Here is a 16,270-nt window from a genome sequence, read left to right on the forward strand (position 1 = left end):
GGTTCTTGCCCTATTAGTAGCGCTTGGCGGCCTTGGGGTGGGCGGCCAATTCGCGGTCCACTTCTGCATGCACCTTGGACTCGGTGTAGAAGGACAGGAATGGAATCACGCCGCCGAGAGCGATCGTAATGAAGCGCATAAATGGCCAGCGCATCAGCGACCAGAGGCGGAAGTCAGAGAACAGGTACACCACATACAGCCAGCCGTGGGCGATCAGGATGCCCAGGGAGATGTTCGCTCCCCCGACTACTTCGGCGCGGTTGTACAGGCCGATGGAGTTCGCTGCCCCGTCTGCCAGGGTGCCGCCAACAAAGAGTTCCAGGGACCAGAAGTACTTGAAGATCATCTCCACGACCAGCAGCAACAGCATCACACCGGTGATGTAGGCAAAGACCTTGTAGAACTTTGCGGCGCTGCGAATCTGCGCTGGGGTGCCGCCAAATTTCCGGGGCTTCGGTGCGGGGGTGGTGCTGGACATGGCTGGTGGTTCCTTCCGAGTCATGAAAGAGGTCGGTATGCGTGATGCTAGTCGTTCGTGGTGCCCGGCGGGCTCTGTTCGGTGCCTGCATCGCGGGCTTGGGCGGCCCGCTCGGCAATCTCATCGAGGTCCCGCTGATAATCATCGCGGACCATGCGGTACCAGAGGAAGACTGCGAAGCCGGCGAAGAGGACCCATTCGATTCCGTAGAAGACGTTGAGCCAGTTGACCTGGGCTTCCTGCGGCTGTGGCCCGACGTAGATCATGTCGATTCCGGGCTGTTGAACGCTCTGGCCCTTGATGGTGGTGATCTCGTGGGCTGAGATGAATCCGTCGTAGAGGACCGAATCCCACATATTCGCCAGCTGCGCTGAAGCGATCGATGGGAGGGTCTTGCTGCGCAGGTCGTGCTCGTTCTCCGGGCCTTCGCTCGGCAGCAGGCGACCGGTGATTTTCAGTTCTCCCTGAGGCGCTGCCGAAGGCGTGGTTTCCTCTGGCTGCCAGCCGCGCACTACCGCTATGCCTGCATCCTGCTTCGCGCCATCAACCTTGAATTCGCTGATGACCCAGACGCCTTTTTTGCCGTTTTCGATTCGCTCGTCGATGAGCTGGTCGGTTCCGGGAACAAATTCACCGGTGAAGGTGACGATTTGATCCGCTTTGGTGCCCAGAAGCTCGGTGCCGATCTCTTGGTGATTGATCAGTTCTACCGGCTTCTCGGTCTTGTCGACCTTGACAATGGGCTCGCTCTCGGAGGCGCCGAACTGCCAACCCGAGAGGGCGACGAATCCGGTGGCGAGGGCGAGCGCGGCAATGAGGGCGCCGATCCACTTGGGCTTCAGAGCGGTTTTAAACACCCTCTAACCGTACTTCTATTTGGTGTAGAACTCGAAATAATGAGGGCGTGAGATTGGCCTAACAACCATATTTTTGCTTCTTGGGAACGAACCACGCAAGCTGTTCGTTGAGTTCCAGCGCCCAAGGCTGCGCACGCAGACCCGAGGGGCGACGTCGTTAAACGAATCGAGCCCAGTTCATTTTCGTGAACTGGGCTCGATTCCTGGAGATCAGTAGCGGTCAGACTCGTATGGGGAAAGAACCACGTCTACACGCTGGAATTCCTTCAGGGTCGAGTAGCCGGTAGTGGCCATCGAACGGCGCAGTGCGCCCACCAGGTTGGAGGTGCCGTTGGTTTCATGGGATGGGCCATAGAGGACCTTCTCCAGGGAACCGACGGTGCCAACCTTGGCACGGTCGCCACGTGGGCTGGCTTCGTGAACTGCTTCCATGCCCCAGTGGTAGCCGGCGCCTGGTGCTTCTTCGGCACGAGCCAGTGCGGTGCCGAGCATGACAGCGTCGGCGCCCATGGCGATGGCCTTGACGATGTCCCCGGAGTTGCCCATGCCGCCATCGGCGATGACGTGGACATAGCGTCCGCCGGACTCTTCGATGTAATCGCGGCGTGCAGCAGCTACGTCAGCAATGGCGGTAGCCATCGGCGCGTGGATGCCCAGGGTGCGACGGGTGGTCGACGAAGCGCCACCACCGAAGCCGACCAGGACACCGGCAGCACCGGTGCGCATCAGGTGCATTGCCGGGGTGTAGCCAGCGGCACCGCCAACGATGACAGGGACGTCGAGTTCATAAATGAACTGCTTGAGGTTCAGTGGTTCCGTGGTCTTCGAGACATGCTCAGCCGAAACGGTGGTGCCGCGGATGACAAAGATGTCTACGCCGGCAGCAACTACGGTCTTGTAGTGCTCTTGGGTGCGCTGTGGAGTCAGCGATCCGGCAACAACAACGCCGGAGTCGCGGATCTCGGAGATGCGCGAGGTGATCAGTTCCGGCTGGATGGGTGCCGAGTACAGTTCCTGCAGCTTGGCGGTGATCTTCGGGTCGTTGCGGGTTGCCGCCTCGGACTTCAAACCGGCGATTTCAGCCAGCACGGCTTCCGGGTTCTCGTACCGAGTCCACAGGCCTTCGAGGTTCAGCACGCCCAAGCCGCCGAGCTTGCCCAGGGCAATGGCGGTGGCCGGCGAGGTCACCGAGTCCATCGGTGCGCCCAGGATAGGGGTGTCGAATTGGAATGCGTCAATCTGCCAGGACACCGAAACGTCCTTCGGATCACGGGTACGGCGATTCGGTACGATCGCTACGTCGTCCAGGGAATATGCCTTTTGTGCCCGCTTGCCGCGGCCGATCTCAATCTCATTGCTCACCTAACTAGGTTACCAAGTATCGGCCGAATTCCCGCTTTTCATAGAGCTACGGCACTCTGTCGTGACGTTTGTAAAGCCCCGCATAGCAACAAAACTGTCACCGGAACGGACGAAAATACCCTGGCCTGCGGTGAAAGCTGGTCACCGCAGGGCAGGGCTGAGAAGATAATAGTTTCGTTCTTATCGAGTTTTCGAAACCAAGGATTGAGCGGTACCTGCCAGCGCCGACGCTGCATGGTGTTCGGCTTCGGCAATCCGGTCCATGGCCTCGGCCATTCGCTCAAACATTGCACTGCGATCTTCCACCGCGACTTCTGGATCGACGAGGTCCGCGAATTCATCCCAGAGCTGGGCCAGCTGCACGTAGTCTGCGCTGTGCTTGCCCAGTGCCGACAATCCTGGCAGGCCGGAAGCTTCGTCGAGGAAGTCCGCGTAGAGTCCGCGCAAAGCGCCTTCGCCGCCAAAACGCGTGTCCGTGAGGAACCCGGAGAGCTGGTTCATGGCACCGGCTAGTCGTTCAGGGTCGGCAAACATGCGAGTCCAGCCGGTTTTGGTGGTGGTGTCGCGCAGCCGGGCTGCAAAGCTGTGCATCCCGGTGATGCCGAAGTTCTTGGCGAAGTGCTCCGGAATGCCGGAGAGCTCACGGGTTCCCAAAAGGCGCGAGGTTGTTTCCTCGATGGCTTCCAGTGCATTGGCGGCCAGGGTTTCGGCCTCTGGCGAGCGCGTGGAAGGCACCCACGCCTGCCAGTGCTTTTCCTTCTTGCGCTTGGCCCGGGCGAAAGCCAGATCCTCTGGGCTGATGACATTCAGTAGGCCCGAGCCATCATCGACCAGCAAATCATCTTCGTGGTCCCCCACGACAACCAGATCAATGGTTTCCGCTTCATCAACTTCGTTGCCATCAATCCATGGCAGTGCATTGATGGCTACTCGAACCACCACAGCGCGCCCGGCATCCAGTGCTGCATCCATGTATTCGGCAGCCTTCTGGGCGGAGCCGGTGGTGCGTTCATTGATCGTGGCACCGCAGCGAGCCAGCAGGTTCTGGGTATATGGCTCCGGGTGGGCACGGGTGACCAGGGTCGCGGTGGTGGATTCGGCATATTCAAAGGTGAAGACCATGAAGCCGATGCCGCCTGCCAGCCCTGCCAGCAGTGCCTGGCTCAGTGGAGCGCTGGTCAACGGATTGGTGACGCCGGCTTGAACCAGGACGCGGTGCCAGAGCGCGGCATCGTATTGGATGACATCTTCTGGTGCCGGGTATTCCGGCAGCTCATCTTGCAGAGCTGGCGCGGGTGCAGGTTTAGGAGCCTTGGGCTTGGCCCCGATTTTTCCTTCCCTGGCTTCTTTGGCGTAGTCACGAGCCTGGGCAGCACGAGCAGCTTTAGGGCTTTCCGGTTTCCCGGTGAGGATGTTCTTGCGCGCGGTGGTGTAGCTCTCCCCCGTGCGCGCCATGCGTTCTCGTGCTTGCTTCTTCAGGTTGGCTGGCTGGCCCAAAATGTAGTCCTTTATTGGCGGTCGCGCACAGTCCGCGGGATCCCGCGCCGATTGGTGCTGTCTGCCCATAATTCTACGCGTGGTCGATCAGTTCCCTGGTCGCTATCCGTGGTGAGAAATGTCTGGCTCAGGCTGGCGGCCCTTGTGCCCGTTATTTGCCCCGCCACCAGCCAAGCTGGCCAAGGCATTTTGCTTCCCAGGGCGGTGATCCGCCGTCAATTCCGTGGCGTTCCGGGTGCCCGTTGGAGGTTTCCCGCGCCGACGGACTCTCCCCTCAGCAGTAGATTTTTCCGACACCATCTCGTTTTGCGCCCCTCGGGGTTCCCTGCCCTTCAGGGCACAGGGAACTATCGCGGAGTGGCTTCTAAAGTCTGGTAATGCGAGCGATGGCGCTTCGGACTTCTTCAGGGTCGCGTGCTTCTGAGTCCAAGGCTCTGTGAATGGTCAGCCCCTCAATCATGGCGTCTAGCAGGCGGGCGGTCTGCGGGTCGAAGTGGGCCCCTAGCGCTAACTGGCTGCGCCCCATCCACCAGGTGGTGATGGAGCGGAAGGAAGCATCACGGGTGGCGAGGGTATATAGCTCATGCGACAAGATCAGTTCATCACCTTGACCGCTACTGGCTTGCAGTATCCGTTCAAACACCGCTTGGCAGGCAGATTCCCTATCGGCAGCTTCGGCCATCTGGCGCTCAAATCCATTGCTGATGCTTGTGGCGAATCGGCTGAAGGCGCTGTGCAGGAGGTCGTGCATGCCGTCAAAGTAGTAGGTCATCGCCCCGAGCGGCACACCTGCCTGGGCCGCGACTTTTCGGTGCGAGGTGCCCGTGACTCCGGAGTGCGCAATTACTTCAAGGCACGCATCCATGATCTTCTCGCGGCGTTCAGGATCATTGCGGCGCCCCAGGCGTGAACCGGAGGAGGAATGCTGAGAGGACATCTAATTATCCAATGGCCCTGATGACGCGAGCTGGGTTGCCCACGGCAACGGTATTAGCTGGAATGTACTTGGTGACAACAGCGCCGGCGCCAATAACCGAATTCTCCCCGATGCTCACTCCCGGGCACACAATTACACCGCCTCCAAGCCAGACATTGTCCCCGAGGATAATCGGCGCGGCTGCTTCAAGCTTGTCGCGGCGAGGTTGCGGGTCAATCGGGTGGGTGGGCGTCAGAAGCTGGACGTTGGGTCCAATCTGGCAGTCTTCACCAATGGTTATGGTCGCAACATCCAATGCGGTGAGGTTGTAGTTGATGAAGGTGCGGGCTCCGATGTGCAGATTCTCGCCGTAGTCCACAAAGAGCGGGGAGTTTACATGGGCGCCTTCGCCCAAGGTGCCGACAAGTTCTGCGAGGATCCCGCGTGCTTGCGGATCCGCCGCGACATCCGCGCGGCGATAGGCTTCGGCCAGCTGGACGCCACGCTGGTGCAGACGTTCATTCTCGGGATCATCCGCGATATACAGGTCACCTGCGAGCATGCGCTCGCGGTTGCTGCGGGAATCTCCTTCAAAATAATTCTCAGTCATGGGAGTGAATATACACGAGATTTGAGTACACTCGTACATATAATTTGAGTAGTCGTCCAGGCAGTGGCGATGCTTCCATCCCCCGGCACGGCGAAAGACACCAACGCCCCATGTATTCAATACTCCTGACCATCATCTACCTCGCTTTCATCAGCCTCGGACTCCCCGATTCACTTGTGGGCGCTGGGTGGCCGGTGATGCATCAAGACCTTGGCGTGCCGCAGTCTTTCGCCGGTATCCTCACCATGGTCATTGCCATCGGAACCATCTTTTCCAGCCTTGCTTCGGAACGGTTGACCCGCAGATTCGGCGCAGGTGCGGTGACGGCAGTCAGCGTTGGACTGACCGCAACCGCATTGTTCGGATTTTCGTTCTCCGGCTCATTCTGGATGCTTTGCCTCTGGGCTATTCCGTATGGCCTAGGCGCGGGAGCGGTAGACGCAGCCCTGAACAACTACGTAGCGCTGCATTACGCGGCACGGCATATGAATTGGCTGCACAGTTTCTGGGGCGTGGGAGCCTCGATCAGCCCATTGATCATGAGCCATGCCCTGACATCCGGGATGGGATGGCCTGGCGCCTACAACGTTGTTGCCGTCATCCAAATCATCCTCACAGTGGCACTGGTCCTCACGCTGCCTCTCTGGCGCAAAGTGAATACCATGACCCCGCGGAGCCACAGCCGCACTGAGGTCGAAGCCGATCCAGAAGACATTAAAGCGCCGGCAACCGAAGCAGCCCACGTTCCACTGACACAAGTCCTGAAAATTCCGGGCGTCATGCTGGTCCTCGCGGCGTTCTTCGCGTACTGCGCGCTAGAAAACACCTCGATCCTCTGGGCTACGACGTACCTTGCCGGCGATCGTGGCGTGAACCCTGCAACAGCGGCCGCCTTCGCCTCATTCTTCTTGCTGGGCATCACCGGCGGACGCTTCCTCGCTGGATTCTTCGCTGATCGCATTGGCGACCGCAACCTGATTAGAGGCGGCTTCATGATGGTGGGAATCGGTGGCCTGATGCTCCTGCTGCCGCTGGAAACCAACGGCGTTGCCCTGGCCGGGCTCGCTATCGCCGGCCTGGGATCAGCACCGATTTACCCCGCCATTATTCACTCGACTCCGGCGAATTTCGGGCGCCACAACTCACACGCGATCATTGGCATTCAGATGGCCGCAGCCTACCTCGGCTCGACGTTGATGCCTCCGCTATTCGGCGTCTTGTCTTCCTGGGTGGGACTGTGGCTCTTCCCGCTCTTTGTTCTGCTTCTCGCCGCCATGGGGATGATCTTCTCAGAACGCCTGAACCGTCTTGTGGATGCCAAGTAGCAGAAAATGTAGTGCTGATTCCCCTGCACCTACATAGTTCGTCTAGCCGGCCCCACTGCTAAGGTCTCCTAGACGGTTACAGGACAAGTAACACAGCTATGAACTGCTACGTCGATCAGATGCAATCGACGAATAACGCGGGATTTCGTGCCAAAGGAAGATGTAATTCCGTGATACGCCCGGAATTACATCTTCCTTTCCGTATATATCTACACCTAGAAACCTACTTTGTCCCTGCCCTTCAAGGAAAGCATCTCGCGTGCTTCATCCGGGCTGGCAACTTCAAAGTTCAATGCTTCGAGAATTGTGCGGATTCGAGTAACTTGCTCAGCGTTGGAGGCGGCGAGCTGCCCAGGACCGATCCATAAGGAGTCCTCTAGTCCAACGCGTACATGGGACCCCATCGCCGCACCAATAGTTGCCAGCGGCATCTGGTTTTTCCCAGCACCGAGAATCGACCATTCGTAGTTATCGCCCAAGAGCCGGTCGGCAGTTCTCCTCATGTGCATGAGGTCTTCCGGATGCGCGCCGATTCCTCCCAGCAGGCCAAAGACTGACTGAACAAATAGCGGCCCGCGTGCCATTCCCCGCTGGTGAAAGTGGTTCAGGTTGTTCACGTGGGAAATGTCGTAGCATTCGAATTCAAACCGCGTGTCGTTGGCATTGCCTATACCAAGGATCTTCTCAATGTCGGCGAAAGTGTTCTTGAAGACAAGATCGCGTGAATTTTCTAGGGCTTCACGTTCCCATTCATGCGCGAATTCCTGGAACCGATCAAGCATCGGGAAGAGTCCGAAGTTCATCGACCCCATATTGAGTGAAGCAAGTTCAGGCTCAAAAGTCGCCACCGGAATCATGCGTTCTTCAACGCTCATGTGTGGAGATCCACCGGTAGTGATGTTGATGACCGCGTCAGTGCTGTTTTTCAGTTTCTCTAGGATTGGTTCAAAGTGTCTCGGGTCCTGGGACGGACGCCCGTCTTTGGGATCGCGTGCATGCATATGGACTATTGCAGCTCCGGCCTTTGCTGCGCCAATAGCGGCTTCAGCAATTTCATCTGGAGTAACTGGCAGGTGCTTAGACATCGAGGGTGTATGGATTGCGCCGGTTACAGCACTGGTGATGATGACTTTGCGTTTGTTTTTCACAATGGCTCTTTCTAGTAAAGCTTCTCGGTATTGCCGTCTACTGCCATGGCTTGGCCGTTGATGCGTTGGGCCATTTGACTGGCCAGGAACACAGCCATGTTCGCAATGTCTTCGGCCTCAACCAGTTGATTCAAGGACGATTGCGCATGATAAAGATCCGAAACTTCGGCTACTGGACGCTGAAGCATCGTTGCTTTAGCCTCGATGACGGCCTGAATCCTCGGTCCGTTGACTGCACCGGGACAAATAGCGTTTACACGGATTCCTTCGCCGCCGAGTTCGATGGCCAAGGTCTTCGTTAATCCGACAACAGCCCATTTCGATGCCGAGTAGGGGCTTCGCCCCGCCATTCCAAGACGCCCCGCTGCAGAAGACAAATTGATGATTGAAGCACATTCGGATTTCCTCAGCAATTTCAGCAAGTATTTGATGCAGAAAAACTGTCCATGAACGTTGATATCAAATGTGGTTTTCCAAGCCTCGGCATCCAGGGTTTCGATGGGACCGGTCGGCCCGGCGATCCCTGCATTGTTGACGAGGACGTCAAGCCCGCCAAGCTGGTGCTCAACCTGCTCGGCTAGATTCTTTACCTGCTCTTCGTCCGAGACATCACTGACCGCAGCGGAAAATCCGCTGTCTTGCGCAGCCTTAACTGCTTCTGGATTGATGTCGGTGACGAAAACTTTCGCACCAAGATCTTTGAATGCTGTAGCTATAGCCAGGCCTATACCTGCGGCGCCAGCCGTGACCAGCACTCGCTGTCCGTCGAGGTCGAGTTTGATATTTGCATTGCTCAAGGTCTTGAGACTCCCTGCTTGGATTTCTTTAATGGCCAGACACGCTGGCTTTGGACGGGTCTTCGGTGCCTCGACGCAACTTCAACGTGAGTACGGCACCAATGGCGCACATGATGACAATGAACCAGAGGCCAGACATCTTGTTGCCGGTGATTTCTTCCAGAAGGCCCATGACGTAGGGACCCAGGAAACCTCCGAAGAGTCCGACAGTATTGACGAATGCGATGCCGCCGGCCAGTGCTGCACCCGAAAGGCGAGTCGCCGGGTAGGTGAAGAGAATTGGTTGTAGTGCGAAGAAATTGAAGGCGGCAATGGAGAAACCGATCAGCCCAAGTACTGGTCCGCCAATGGCTCCTAAGGCGAATCCGGCCACAATGCCAACCATGCTTGCGCTGGCGACGGTTCGGGATCGCGATCCATCAGTGGCCAGTCGCGGAATGAGCAACGCGCCAATCGCCGAGAACAGCCATGGGATCGAAGTCAGCAATCCAATTTGAACGGATGTCAGCTCTCCATAGGTTCCAATAATTGATGGCAGGAAGAAGCTCAACGCATAAACCGCGATTTGATGCGTAAAGTAAATCGCAACTACTAGAAGAATCTGCTTGTCCTTGAGCACATGGCGAAGTTTGGAATTACCAGCTGCGGCAGCTCCGGCTGATTCTTCAGCCGCAATGCGTGCTTCTAGGTCTTCAGCCTCGGCTCGGGTAAGAAATTTTGCTTCGGATGGCTTGTTTGGCAGCATTTTCCAGACCACCAACGCCAGGAAGCACGCTGGAATGCCCTCGATAATGAACATCCACTGCCAACCGTGCAGGCCGCCCAGGCCATCCATGGTGAGCAACAGTCCTCCCAGCGGAGCACCAATGACGTTAGCTAGTGCGACCCCCAAGAGGAAGAATCCGTTGGCACGGGCACGGTCTTTCACCATGAACCATTGTGTGATGAAGTAAATGACTCCGGGGAACAGGCCAGCTTCGGCAATTCCCAGAAGCATCCGCAAGATGTAGAAAGACCACTCGCCCTGCACCAAGGACATACATGCTGATAGCAATCCCCAGGTGATCATGATTCTCATGATCCAGAAGCGTGCGCCGACCCGATGCATGATCAGGTTCGAGGGGATTTCTGACAGCGCGTAAGTCAGGAAGAACAGGCCTGCCCCGATACCGTACGCGGTAGCAGAAATACCTAGATCGATCTCCATTCGATCTTTTGCCATGCCAATGTTGGTCCGGTCGATAAACGCAATAACGTACGCAGCGATGAGCAACGGCATAATGCGTCTGAAGATGAGTTTGTTGAGAACCGCGGGTGAGCGCATGCCTGGGGTCGTTTTTGATGCCTGCATGGGACGTTCCTCCTGAGTGAAAGCATGACGAATAGCGGCCCGAAGGCCGATGAAAAGTTGAATATGAAAAGTTCGACGGCCAGTTGCAGCTAGTCGTCCGGGCACCCACAGGTAGTACCGATGTGTAGGCTGTGGCTGCAGATGGTGTGTTTGTAGGTCTTCCGCGGTTCTACGATTTGCTCCCACAGAAGCTCGAATGATCGTTCCGCCATTTCTTTGACCGGCTGAACGATGGTGGTGAGACCGATAAGCTTCGAGCGGCTTCGTATCAATCCGTCGCATCCGGCCACCGCGACATCTTGCGGAATCTTGAGCCCCAACGACAAGGCATGCTCCATGACGCCGATAGCGATTTCATCGGAACCGCAGACGACCGCCCGTGGTGGATTGCCGGATTCGAAGAGCCGCTTGGCAGCGATTTGGCCGCCCTCGGAGCTCAATTTTGTGCTGATTCGGCGCTCTCCAGTGATTCGAATTCCACGGCTCGCTGCCACCCGGACGAAAGCTAGCTCCCGTAGTTGAGAGGCAGTAGACGTCCTGGGACCGATGATCGTGGCTACGTCCGTGTAGCCATGATCCAGCACATGGCTCATGAGTTCTCCAGCCGCTCCGTCATCGTCAATTCCCACGAAATCTCCGGGAAGATGCTCGGAACGCCTCGACAAGCAAACGAAAGGTATTTTCTTCTGGCGGAAAGTTCTCAAGGACCGCGAATCTTCCCTGATGGCCGCGGCGATGATGACTCCGTCAACATTTCGGGTGGCGAGTGTCCCCGCTACCTGAGCCAGTGCTTCAGGATCATCACCGGTGGTCGCTACAAACACGTCAAAACCAGCAGCTGCCGTTGCGTTAATAATGTGCTGGGCCCATACCGTGTACATCTGATTCACGATATTGGGAAGAACTAGCCCCACGACCCTGGTCAGCAGTGGATCGTGGTGCTCCCCCGCCGACTGAGGACGATAGCCCATTTCTCCGGCTATTTTGAGAACGTGCCGCCGGGTTTCAACCGAAGCCCCTGGACGTCCATTCATTATGTAGCTAACCGTCGCCGCCGAAACTCCAGCAGTTCGGGCCACTGCTGCTGCGGAGATGCGTGTTGGCCGAACTGAATTTTGCGACTGGGTGGTCATCACGCACCTCCATTGGTGGCTCGAAACTCTTTTTCTAAATGCTTGTGATCACCATTACATGCCATGAAATACCCTTAAGCAACATTAAGCTGGCTCATTGGATAGGCCAAGACAGAACCCCCTAAGTAAGCGTTGCAGCAAATGCGTCGCTCCAAGAAGTCACTAGTTTACTTACGATTGCTTAATCGGTGGAGTAGCTTATCGATACTGGTCTCAGGGCAACTCAGGCTCGCTCCTGCGCTAGTGGCCCGTTGCTGTAAAACGCTCGTTGTTGCGGAAAATTGATCCACCGAAGGTGCGCAGGACCCCTATTTCCTTGGAGGGACCTTCAGGTGTTGCCTACATTGTCGAGACTGGCGTTTCCGGATCGCTTCGTGACGGCGCGTTGTTCAACCGCGCCGATTTTGCACGACTTTGTTGCGGCATCCAGAAGTCGGCAACTGATTATAGGGAAGATTGCTCGTCGGCTTTGCTGGCTTCGAAGAATTAGAATCTATTCAGTGATTAGTTGCGGACAACGCTCTGACACCCGAATCCACCATCGGCTCCGAGGAATCCACTGAGAACACAGTTCAACTACCCGATGCTCCGAATGTGGGCTTTGCCATCGCTATACTTGCTGGCGATGATTGCCATAGCGTTTTGGCCAGTCCCCGTCGATTCTTCAGCTGGGCCGGCTCTAGCCTCTTCGCTGAACTGGCTACATGCCCACGGCGTTCCCGCTTTTGTGGACTACGGGTTCGTGGAATTTTCAGCGAACATTCTCTTCTTCATTCCGCTGGGAATCTTTCTTGGAATGGGTCTTGGTCGATTCTGGATAGCAGCGATTGTCGGAATTGTTGCATCGGCTCTGATAGAGCTCGGACAGCTGCTATTCCTCCCGAACCGGTTCGCGACGCTATCTGACGTCGCGGCCAACTCTTTGGGTGCTGCTCTCGGCACTGCAATATGGATGGCCGCATATGGAACTCATTTGAAGCGCAAAGCGCGCAAGGCATCTGCAGTCTGAAATAAAAAACCCGCCCGGAACAACGCGTGAGCGCCATTCCGGACGGGAAATTTTCAGATGAATTTAGCGCGAACGGTAGTTCGGAGCCTCAACGGTCATCATGATGTCGTGCGGGTGCGATTCCTTCAGGCCGGCTGCGGTGATGCGGACAAACTTGCCGCGCGCCTTCAGCTCAGGAACGGTGCGACCGCCAACGTAGAACATGGTCTGGCGCAGGCCACCAACGAGCTGGTGGGTCACTGCAGAGAGCGGGCCGCGGTAAGGAACCTGGCCTTCGATGCCCTCCGGGATCAGCTTCTCGTTGGTAGGCGCGTCAGCCTGGAAGTAGCGGTCCTTGGAGTACGAGGTGTTCTTGCCACGGGTCTCCATGGCGCCCAGCGAGCCCATGCCGCGGTAGGCCTTGAACTGCTTGCCGCCCATGAAGACCAGGTCGCCTGGGGACTCTGCAGTACCAGCCAGCAGGGAGCCGAGCATCACCGAGTCGGCGCCCGCAACCAGTGCCTTGCCGATGTCGCCCGAGTGCTGCAGGCCGCCGTCAGCGATCACTGGCACGCCAGCTGGGATCGCGGCCTTGGCTGCTTCGTAGATGGCGGTGACCTGTGGAACGCCCACACCGGCAACGATGCGGGTGGTGCAGATGGAGCCCGGGCCCACGCCGACCTTGATGGCGTCGGCACCGGCGTCGATGATGGCCTTGGCGCCCTCGTAGGTAGCAGCCTGTCCGCCGATCACGTCAACGTGGGCAGCGGCAGGATCCTTCTTCAGGCGGGCGATCATTTCCAGCACGCCCTGGGAGTGCCCGTTGGCGGTGTCAACGACCAGTGCGTCGACGCCGGCGTCGATCAAGGTCATGGCGCGCTCGTAGCCTTCGCCGAAGAAGCCCACAGCGGCAGCCACGCGCAGGCGGCCTTCCTCGTCTTTGGTGGCCAGCGGGTACTGCTCGGCCTTGTCGAAGTCCTTGACGGTGATCAGGCCGGTCAGCTTGCCCTCGTCATCGATCAGCGGGAGCTTTTCGATGCGGTTCTTTGACAACAGCTCGATGACCTTCTCGGGGGCCACGCCGTCCTGTGCGGTGATCAGCGGCATGCCGGTCATGACTTCGTAGACCTTGGTGGTCATGTACTGCTCGCGAGCCACAAAGCGGGTATCGCGGTTGGTGATGATGCCCAGCAGCTTGCGATCCTCGTCCACTACTGGCAGGCCGGAAACGCGGTACTGTGCGCACAGCTCATCCCATTCAGCCAAAGTGGCGCCTGGGTGCACGGTGACGGGGTCGGTGATCATGCCCGACTCGCTGCGCTTGACCTGGTCGACCTGCTTGGCCTGGTCCTCGATCGAAAGGTTGCGGTGGATCACGCCGATGCCGCCCTGGCGTGCCAGTGCAATAGCCATCGGAGCTTCGGTGACGGTGTCCATGGCCGCCGAGCTGATGGGCACCTGGATGTTGATGCGCTTGGTGAAGCGGGTGGTGGTGTCAGCTTCCGAAGGGATCACATCCGTCGGGCCAGGCAACAGCAATACGTCGTCGTAGGTGAGTCCTTCAAATGCAAAGGGGTTGAACTCAGTCACGTAGGAACCTTTCGGGGCGAGAACGGAGGTTGGTTAAATGGTAGAGCCCTTTTGGCGCTGCAGTTATTCCCTTGCGGGGCACTGTGTCCAAGCTCATGCCCCACCAGGTCTCCGACAGGACTTATTGCCAGCCGGTAGCCTTCTTGAAGGCCTCGGCAAACTGGCGCTTGGCACTGAGCACAAACGTCTTGGACAGGTGCGAATCGTCCAGGTACGTCGATACATTGCCGATCACAGCTTTGCAGACCCCCTCGGGGCAGAGCAAGCCTGTCATGTCCAATGACACCACTTGCTGGCCGTAGTCGTGCTGGGCCAGGAATTCCTGGACCGGGTTGATCTGCGCCAATGCTTCGTGGGCGGAGCCGTCGCAGGCTTCAAGATGGCTTGGATTCGAATCCACGCATTCGGGAATGGAGTAGGTGTAGCGCGGGGTATCGCGCATCGCGATCACCTGGCTGCCGGCATCCAGGAAAGGCTGGATGGCTTCGGCATAGTGATCCACGATGGTTTCCTGCTCGCCGGGGCTGCGCAGGTACTCATCCGGGGCGGCCACGGTTTTGCTGGCGGTGGTGAGCACCATCTTCGGAGCCAGATCAGCGACGTACTCCTCGGCGGCGTCCTGGAAGTTGGCGCATTCGGCTTCGTCGCGGTCGGCGTCGGAGCCGTAGCGGCATCCCGGGTGGAAGACCAGGATCCAGCTTCCGCCGGATTCCTCCATGGCGGCAGCCGCGGCCGCGGACCAGTGTTGCATATGCGAGTCGCCAAGCATGACCAGATCCGGGGAACCATCGAAGTTGCCGCCCTGCTCGCAGAACATGATCCGCTCATCATCGGGGTTGTTGGACCCTGCGCAGGGGTTGCCCGGGGTCTGCCATTCGTCGGCCAGCTCGGTAGCCAGCGGCAGGGTCAGGGCCGCCGGTGCCGGATCCCAGTCCTCGGGGGCAGTCGCCCCCGGGTTATCGGTGGCGGTCTGCGACGCGGCCAGCGCCCGGCGGTGCTCCACGTTGTTTTCCCATGCGGTGACCGACAGGCTGGCGATGCCCAGGCCGATGGCCACGACTGCGATTTGGCTGATGGCCTTAAGCCCGGTGCTGGGCATCCAGTGCGGGAATGCGAGGTTGTTCTGCCAGGCGATGACCGGCTTTTCGACGAACCTTGTGGTGCACCACGAGGCGGCGATGGACGCGGCGATCAGCAGGGTTCCAGCCAGGAACGATGCCTTCTGATTGCCGGAGACCTCAAGGTAGAAGACCAGCATCGGCCAATGCCACAGGTACATCCCGTAGGACAGGTCCCCGAGCTTCACCAGGGGCTTCAGCGACAGAACACCCGACGGGTTGGCCCAGGCACGTGTTGCCGGAGCCGCAATGATCAGCGCGGCGGCCATGGTGGGAATCAGTGCCATGAAGCCAGGGAATTGGCCTTGGACATCCAGCACGGCACCGCTGGCCACGATGGTGATCATTCCGGCCCAGCCTGCGATGCGGCGGATCTTCTCCGGGAGAGTTGAAAGCCATGGCAGGGCCAAGGCCAGCAGGGATCCCAAGGCGAATTCCCACAGCCGGGCACCGGTGTGGAAGTAGGCGACCTGCTGGTTATTGGCGGTGATGTTGATGGAGAAGGCCAGCGAGCCAATGAAGATGGCGCTGAAGAACGCTCCTGCTACCCACGCGAAGTTGAAGCGGGAGAAGAACAGCTTCCAGATCAAAGCGCTGAATGCCAGGACCACCGGCCAGAGAATGAAGATCTGGCCTTGCACCGACAGCGACCAGAAATGCTGCAGTGGCGAGGCCGAGGAAGTGTTGAAGGCGTAGTAGTCGACCTGGTGGTTGGCCAGATACCAATTCTGTTGATAGAACAGCGAAGCCTTGGACTGGTCGATGAGTTCCAGCCAGCGAGTGCTGGGCAGAATGATCCAGGCGGCAACCACCACGCTGACAATGACTACCGCAGCTTGCGGGATGAGCCGGGAGAAGCGGTGCAGCCAGCCGGTGATCAATGGCGGGCGTTCACCGCGGGATATCCTGCGTGCGGTGGATGAGGTGAGAAAGAACGCGGAGAGCATCAGGAAGATGTCCACTCCACCGGAAACCTTGGAGAACCAGATGTGATAGCACATCACCAGCAGCACTGCGAGGGCGCGAAGGCCCTGCAAGTCGACCCGGAAACTGGAACTTTTGGTACTGTTCCGGGGCTGATTGAGGGTGTGAGTCACAGG

The 16,270-nt window shown here is 58.2% G+C and carries 14 protein-coding genes; 2 read left to right on the forward strand and 12 right to left on the reverse strand.

From position 1 onward, the window contains the following. Positions 1–13: 13 nt before the first annotated feature. The 6 genes from H6F58_RS13345 to H6F58_RS13370 form a co-directional block, all read right to left on the reverse strand. Entirely contained in the window at positions 14–478 is a 465-nt protein-coding gene (locus H6F58_RS13345; RefSeq protein ID WP_146275639.1) for a DUF3817 domain-containing protein, read from the reverse strand. A 47-nt stretch (positions 479–525) separates the two neighbouring features. Further along, a complete protein-coding gene (locus H6F58_RS13350; RefSeq protein ID WP_146275641.1) occupies positions 526–1,335 on the reverse strand; it encodes an SURF1 family cytochrome oxidase biogenesis protein in 810 nt (269 codons plus the stop codon). Between the two features lie 210 nt (positions 1,336–1,545). Beyond that, positions 1,546–2,697, reverse strand: coding sequence for a GuaB3 family IMP dehydrogenase-related protein (locus tag H6F58_RS13355; protein ID WP_060702157.1), 1,152 nt, complete (start codon positions 2,695–2,697; stop codon positions 1,546–1,548). Positions 2,698–2,877: 180 nt separating this feature from the next. Continuing rightward, positions 2,878–4,194 (reverse strand): BtrH N-terminal domain-containing protein, encoded by a 1,317-nt coding sequence (locus H6F58_RS13360; protein ID WP_171919544.1) that lies wholly within the window; start codon positions 4,192–4,194, stop codon positions 2,878–2,880. A gap of 364 nt (positions 4,195–4,558) precedes the next feature. Continuing rightward, positions 4,559–5,131 carry a TetR family transcriptional regulator gene (locus tag H6F58_RS13365; protein ID WP_171919545.1) on the reverse strand — a complete coding sequence of 191 codons (573 nt, stop codon included), beginning with the start codon at positions 5,129–5,131 and terminating at the stop codon, positions 4,559–4,561. Between the two features lie 4 nt (positions 5,132–5,135). Further along, positions 5,136–5,720, reverse strand: coding sequence for a sugar O-acetyltransferase (locus tag H6F58_RS13370; protein ID WP_195181948.1), 585 nt, complete (start codon positions 5,718–5,720; stop codon positions 5,136–5,138). 110 nt (positions 5,721–5,830) lie between these two features. Here H6F58_RS13370 and H6F58_RS13375 point away from each other — a divergent pair, with 110 nt between their 5' ends. After that, positions 5,831–7,045, forward strand: a complete 1,215-nt coding sequence (locus tag H6F58_RS13375; RefSeq protein ID WP_171919547.1) for an MFS transporter — start codon at positions 5,831–5,833, stop codon at positions 7,043–7,045. A 215-nt stretch (positions 7,046–7,260) separates the two neighbouring features. Here the strand turns inward: H6F58_RS13375 and H6F58_RS13380 are convergent, their stop codons facing one another. The 4 genes from H6F58_RS13380 to H6F58_RS13395 all read right to left on the reverse strand — a co-directional run bounded on the left by H6F58_RS13380 (position 7,261) and on the right by H6F58_RS13395 (position 11,474). Further along, positions 7,261–8,193: a 3-keto-5-aminohexanoate cleavage protein gene (locus H6F58_RS13380; protein WP_171919548.1), complete on the reverse strand. Its 933-nt coding sequence runs from the start codon at positions 8,191–8,193 to the stop codon at positions 7,261–7,263. An 11-nt stretch (positions 8,194–8,204) separates the two neighbouring features. Then, positions 8,205–8,990, reverse strand: a complete 786-nt coding sequence (locus H6F58_RS13385) for an SDR family oxidoreductase (protein WP_206693688.1) — start codon at positions 8,988–8,990, stop codon at positions 8,205–8,207. A 28-nt stretch (positions 8,991–9,018) separates the two neighbouring features. Continuing rightward, a complete protein-coding gene (locus tag H6F58_RS13390; RefSeq protein ID WP_253917501.1) occupies positions 9,019–10,341 on the reverse strand; it encodes an MFS transporter in 1,323 nt (440 codons plus the stop codon). A gap of 89 nt (positions 10,342–10,430) precedes the next feature. Continuing rightward, positions 10,431–11,474 carry a LacI family DNA-binding transcriptional regulator gene (locus tag H6F58_RS13395; RefSeq protein WP_146278168.1) on the reverse strand — a complete coding sequence of 348 codons (1,044 nt, stop codon included), beginning with the start codon at positions 11,472–11,474 and terminating at the stop codon, positions 10,431–10,433. Positions 11,475–12,066: 592 nt separating this feature from the next. Here H6F58_RS13395 and H6F58_RS13400 point away from each other — a divergent pair. Continuing rightward, entirely contained in the window at positions 12,067–12,483 is a 417-nt protein-coding gene (locus H6F58_RS13400; RefSeq protein ID WP_280521050.1) for a VanZ family protein, read from the forward strand. 63 nt (positions 12,484–12,546) lie between these two features. Here the strand turns inward: H6F58_RS13400 and guaB are convergent, their stop codons facing one another. Together guaB and H6F58_RS13410 are read right to left on the reverse strand one after the other, a co-directional pair. Beyond that, positions 12,547–14,052, reverse strand: coding sequence for an IMP dehydrogenase (guaB, locus tag H6F58_RS13405; protein WP_060702166.1), 1,506 nt, complete (start codon positions 14,050–14,052; stop codon positions 12,547–12,549). Between the two features lie 121 nt (positions 14,053–14,173). Further along, on the reverse strand, positions 14,174–16,267 hold the full coding sequence (locus tag H6F58_RS13410) for an acyltransferase family protein (protein WP_171919550.1): 2,094 nt from the start codon (positions 16,265–16,267) through the stop codon (positions 14,174–14,176). Positions 16,268–16,270 lie beyond the last annotated feature (3 nt).

Origin of the sequence: Glutamicibacter sp. FBE19 (assembly GCF_015524875.1) — a bacterium.
Classification (GTDB): Bacteria; Actinomycetota; Actinomycetes; order Actinomycetales; family Micrococcaceae; genus Glutamicibacter; species Glutamicibacter halophytocola.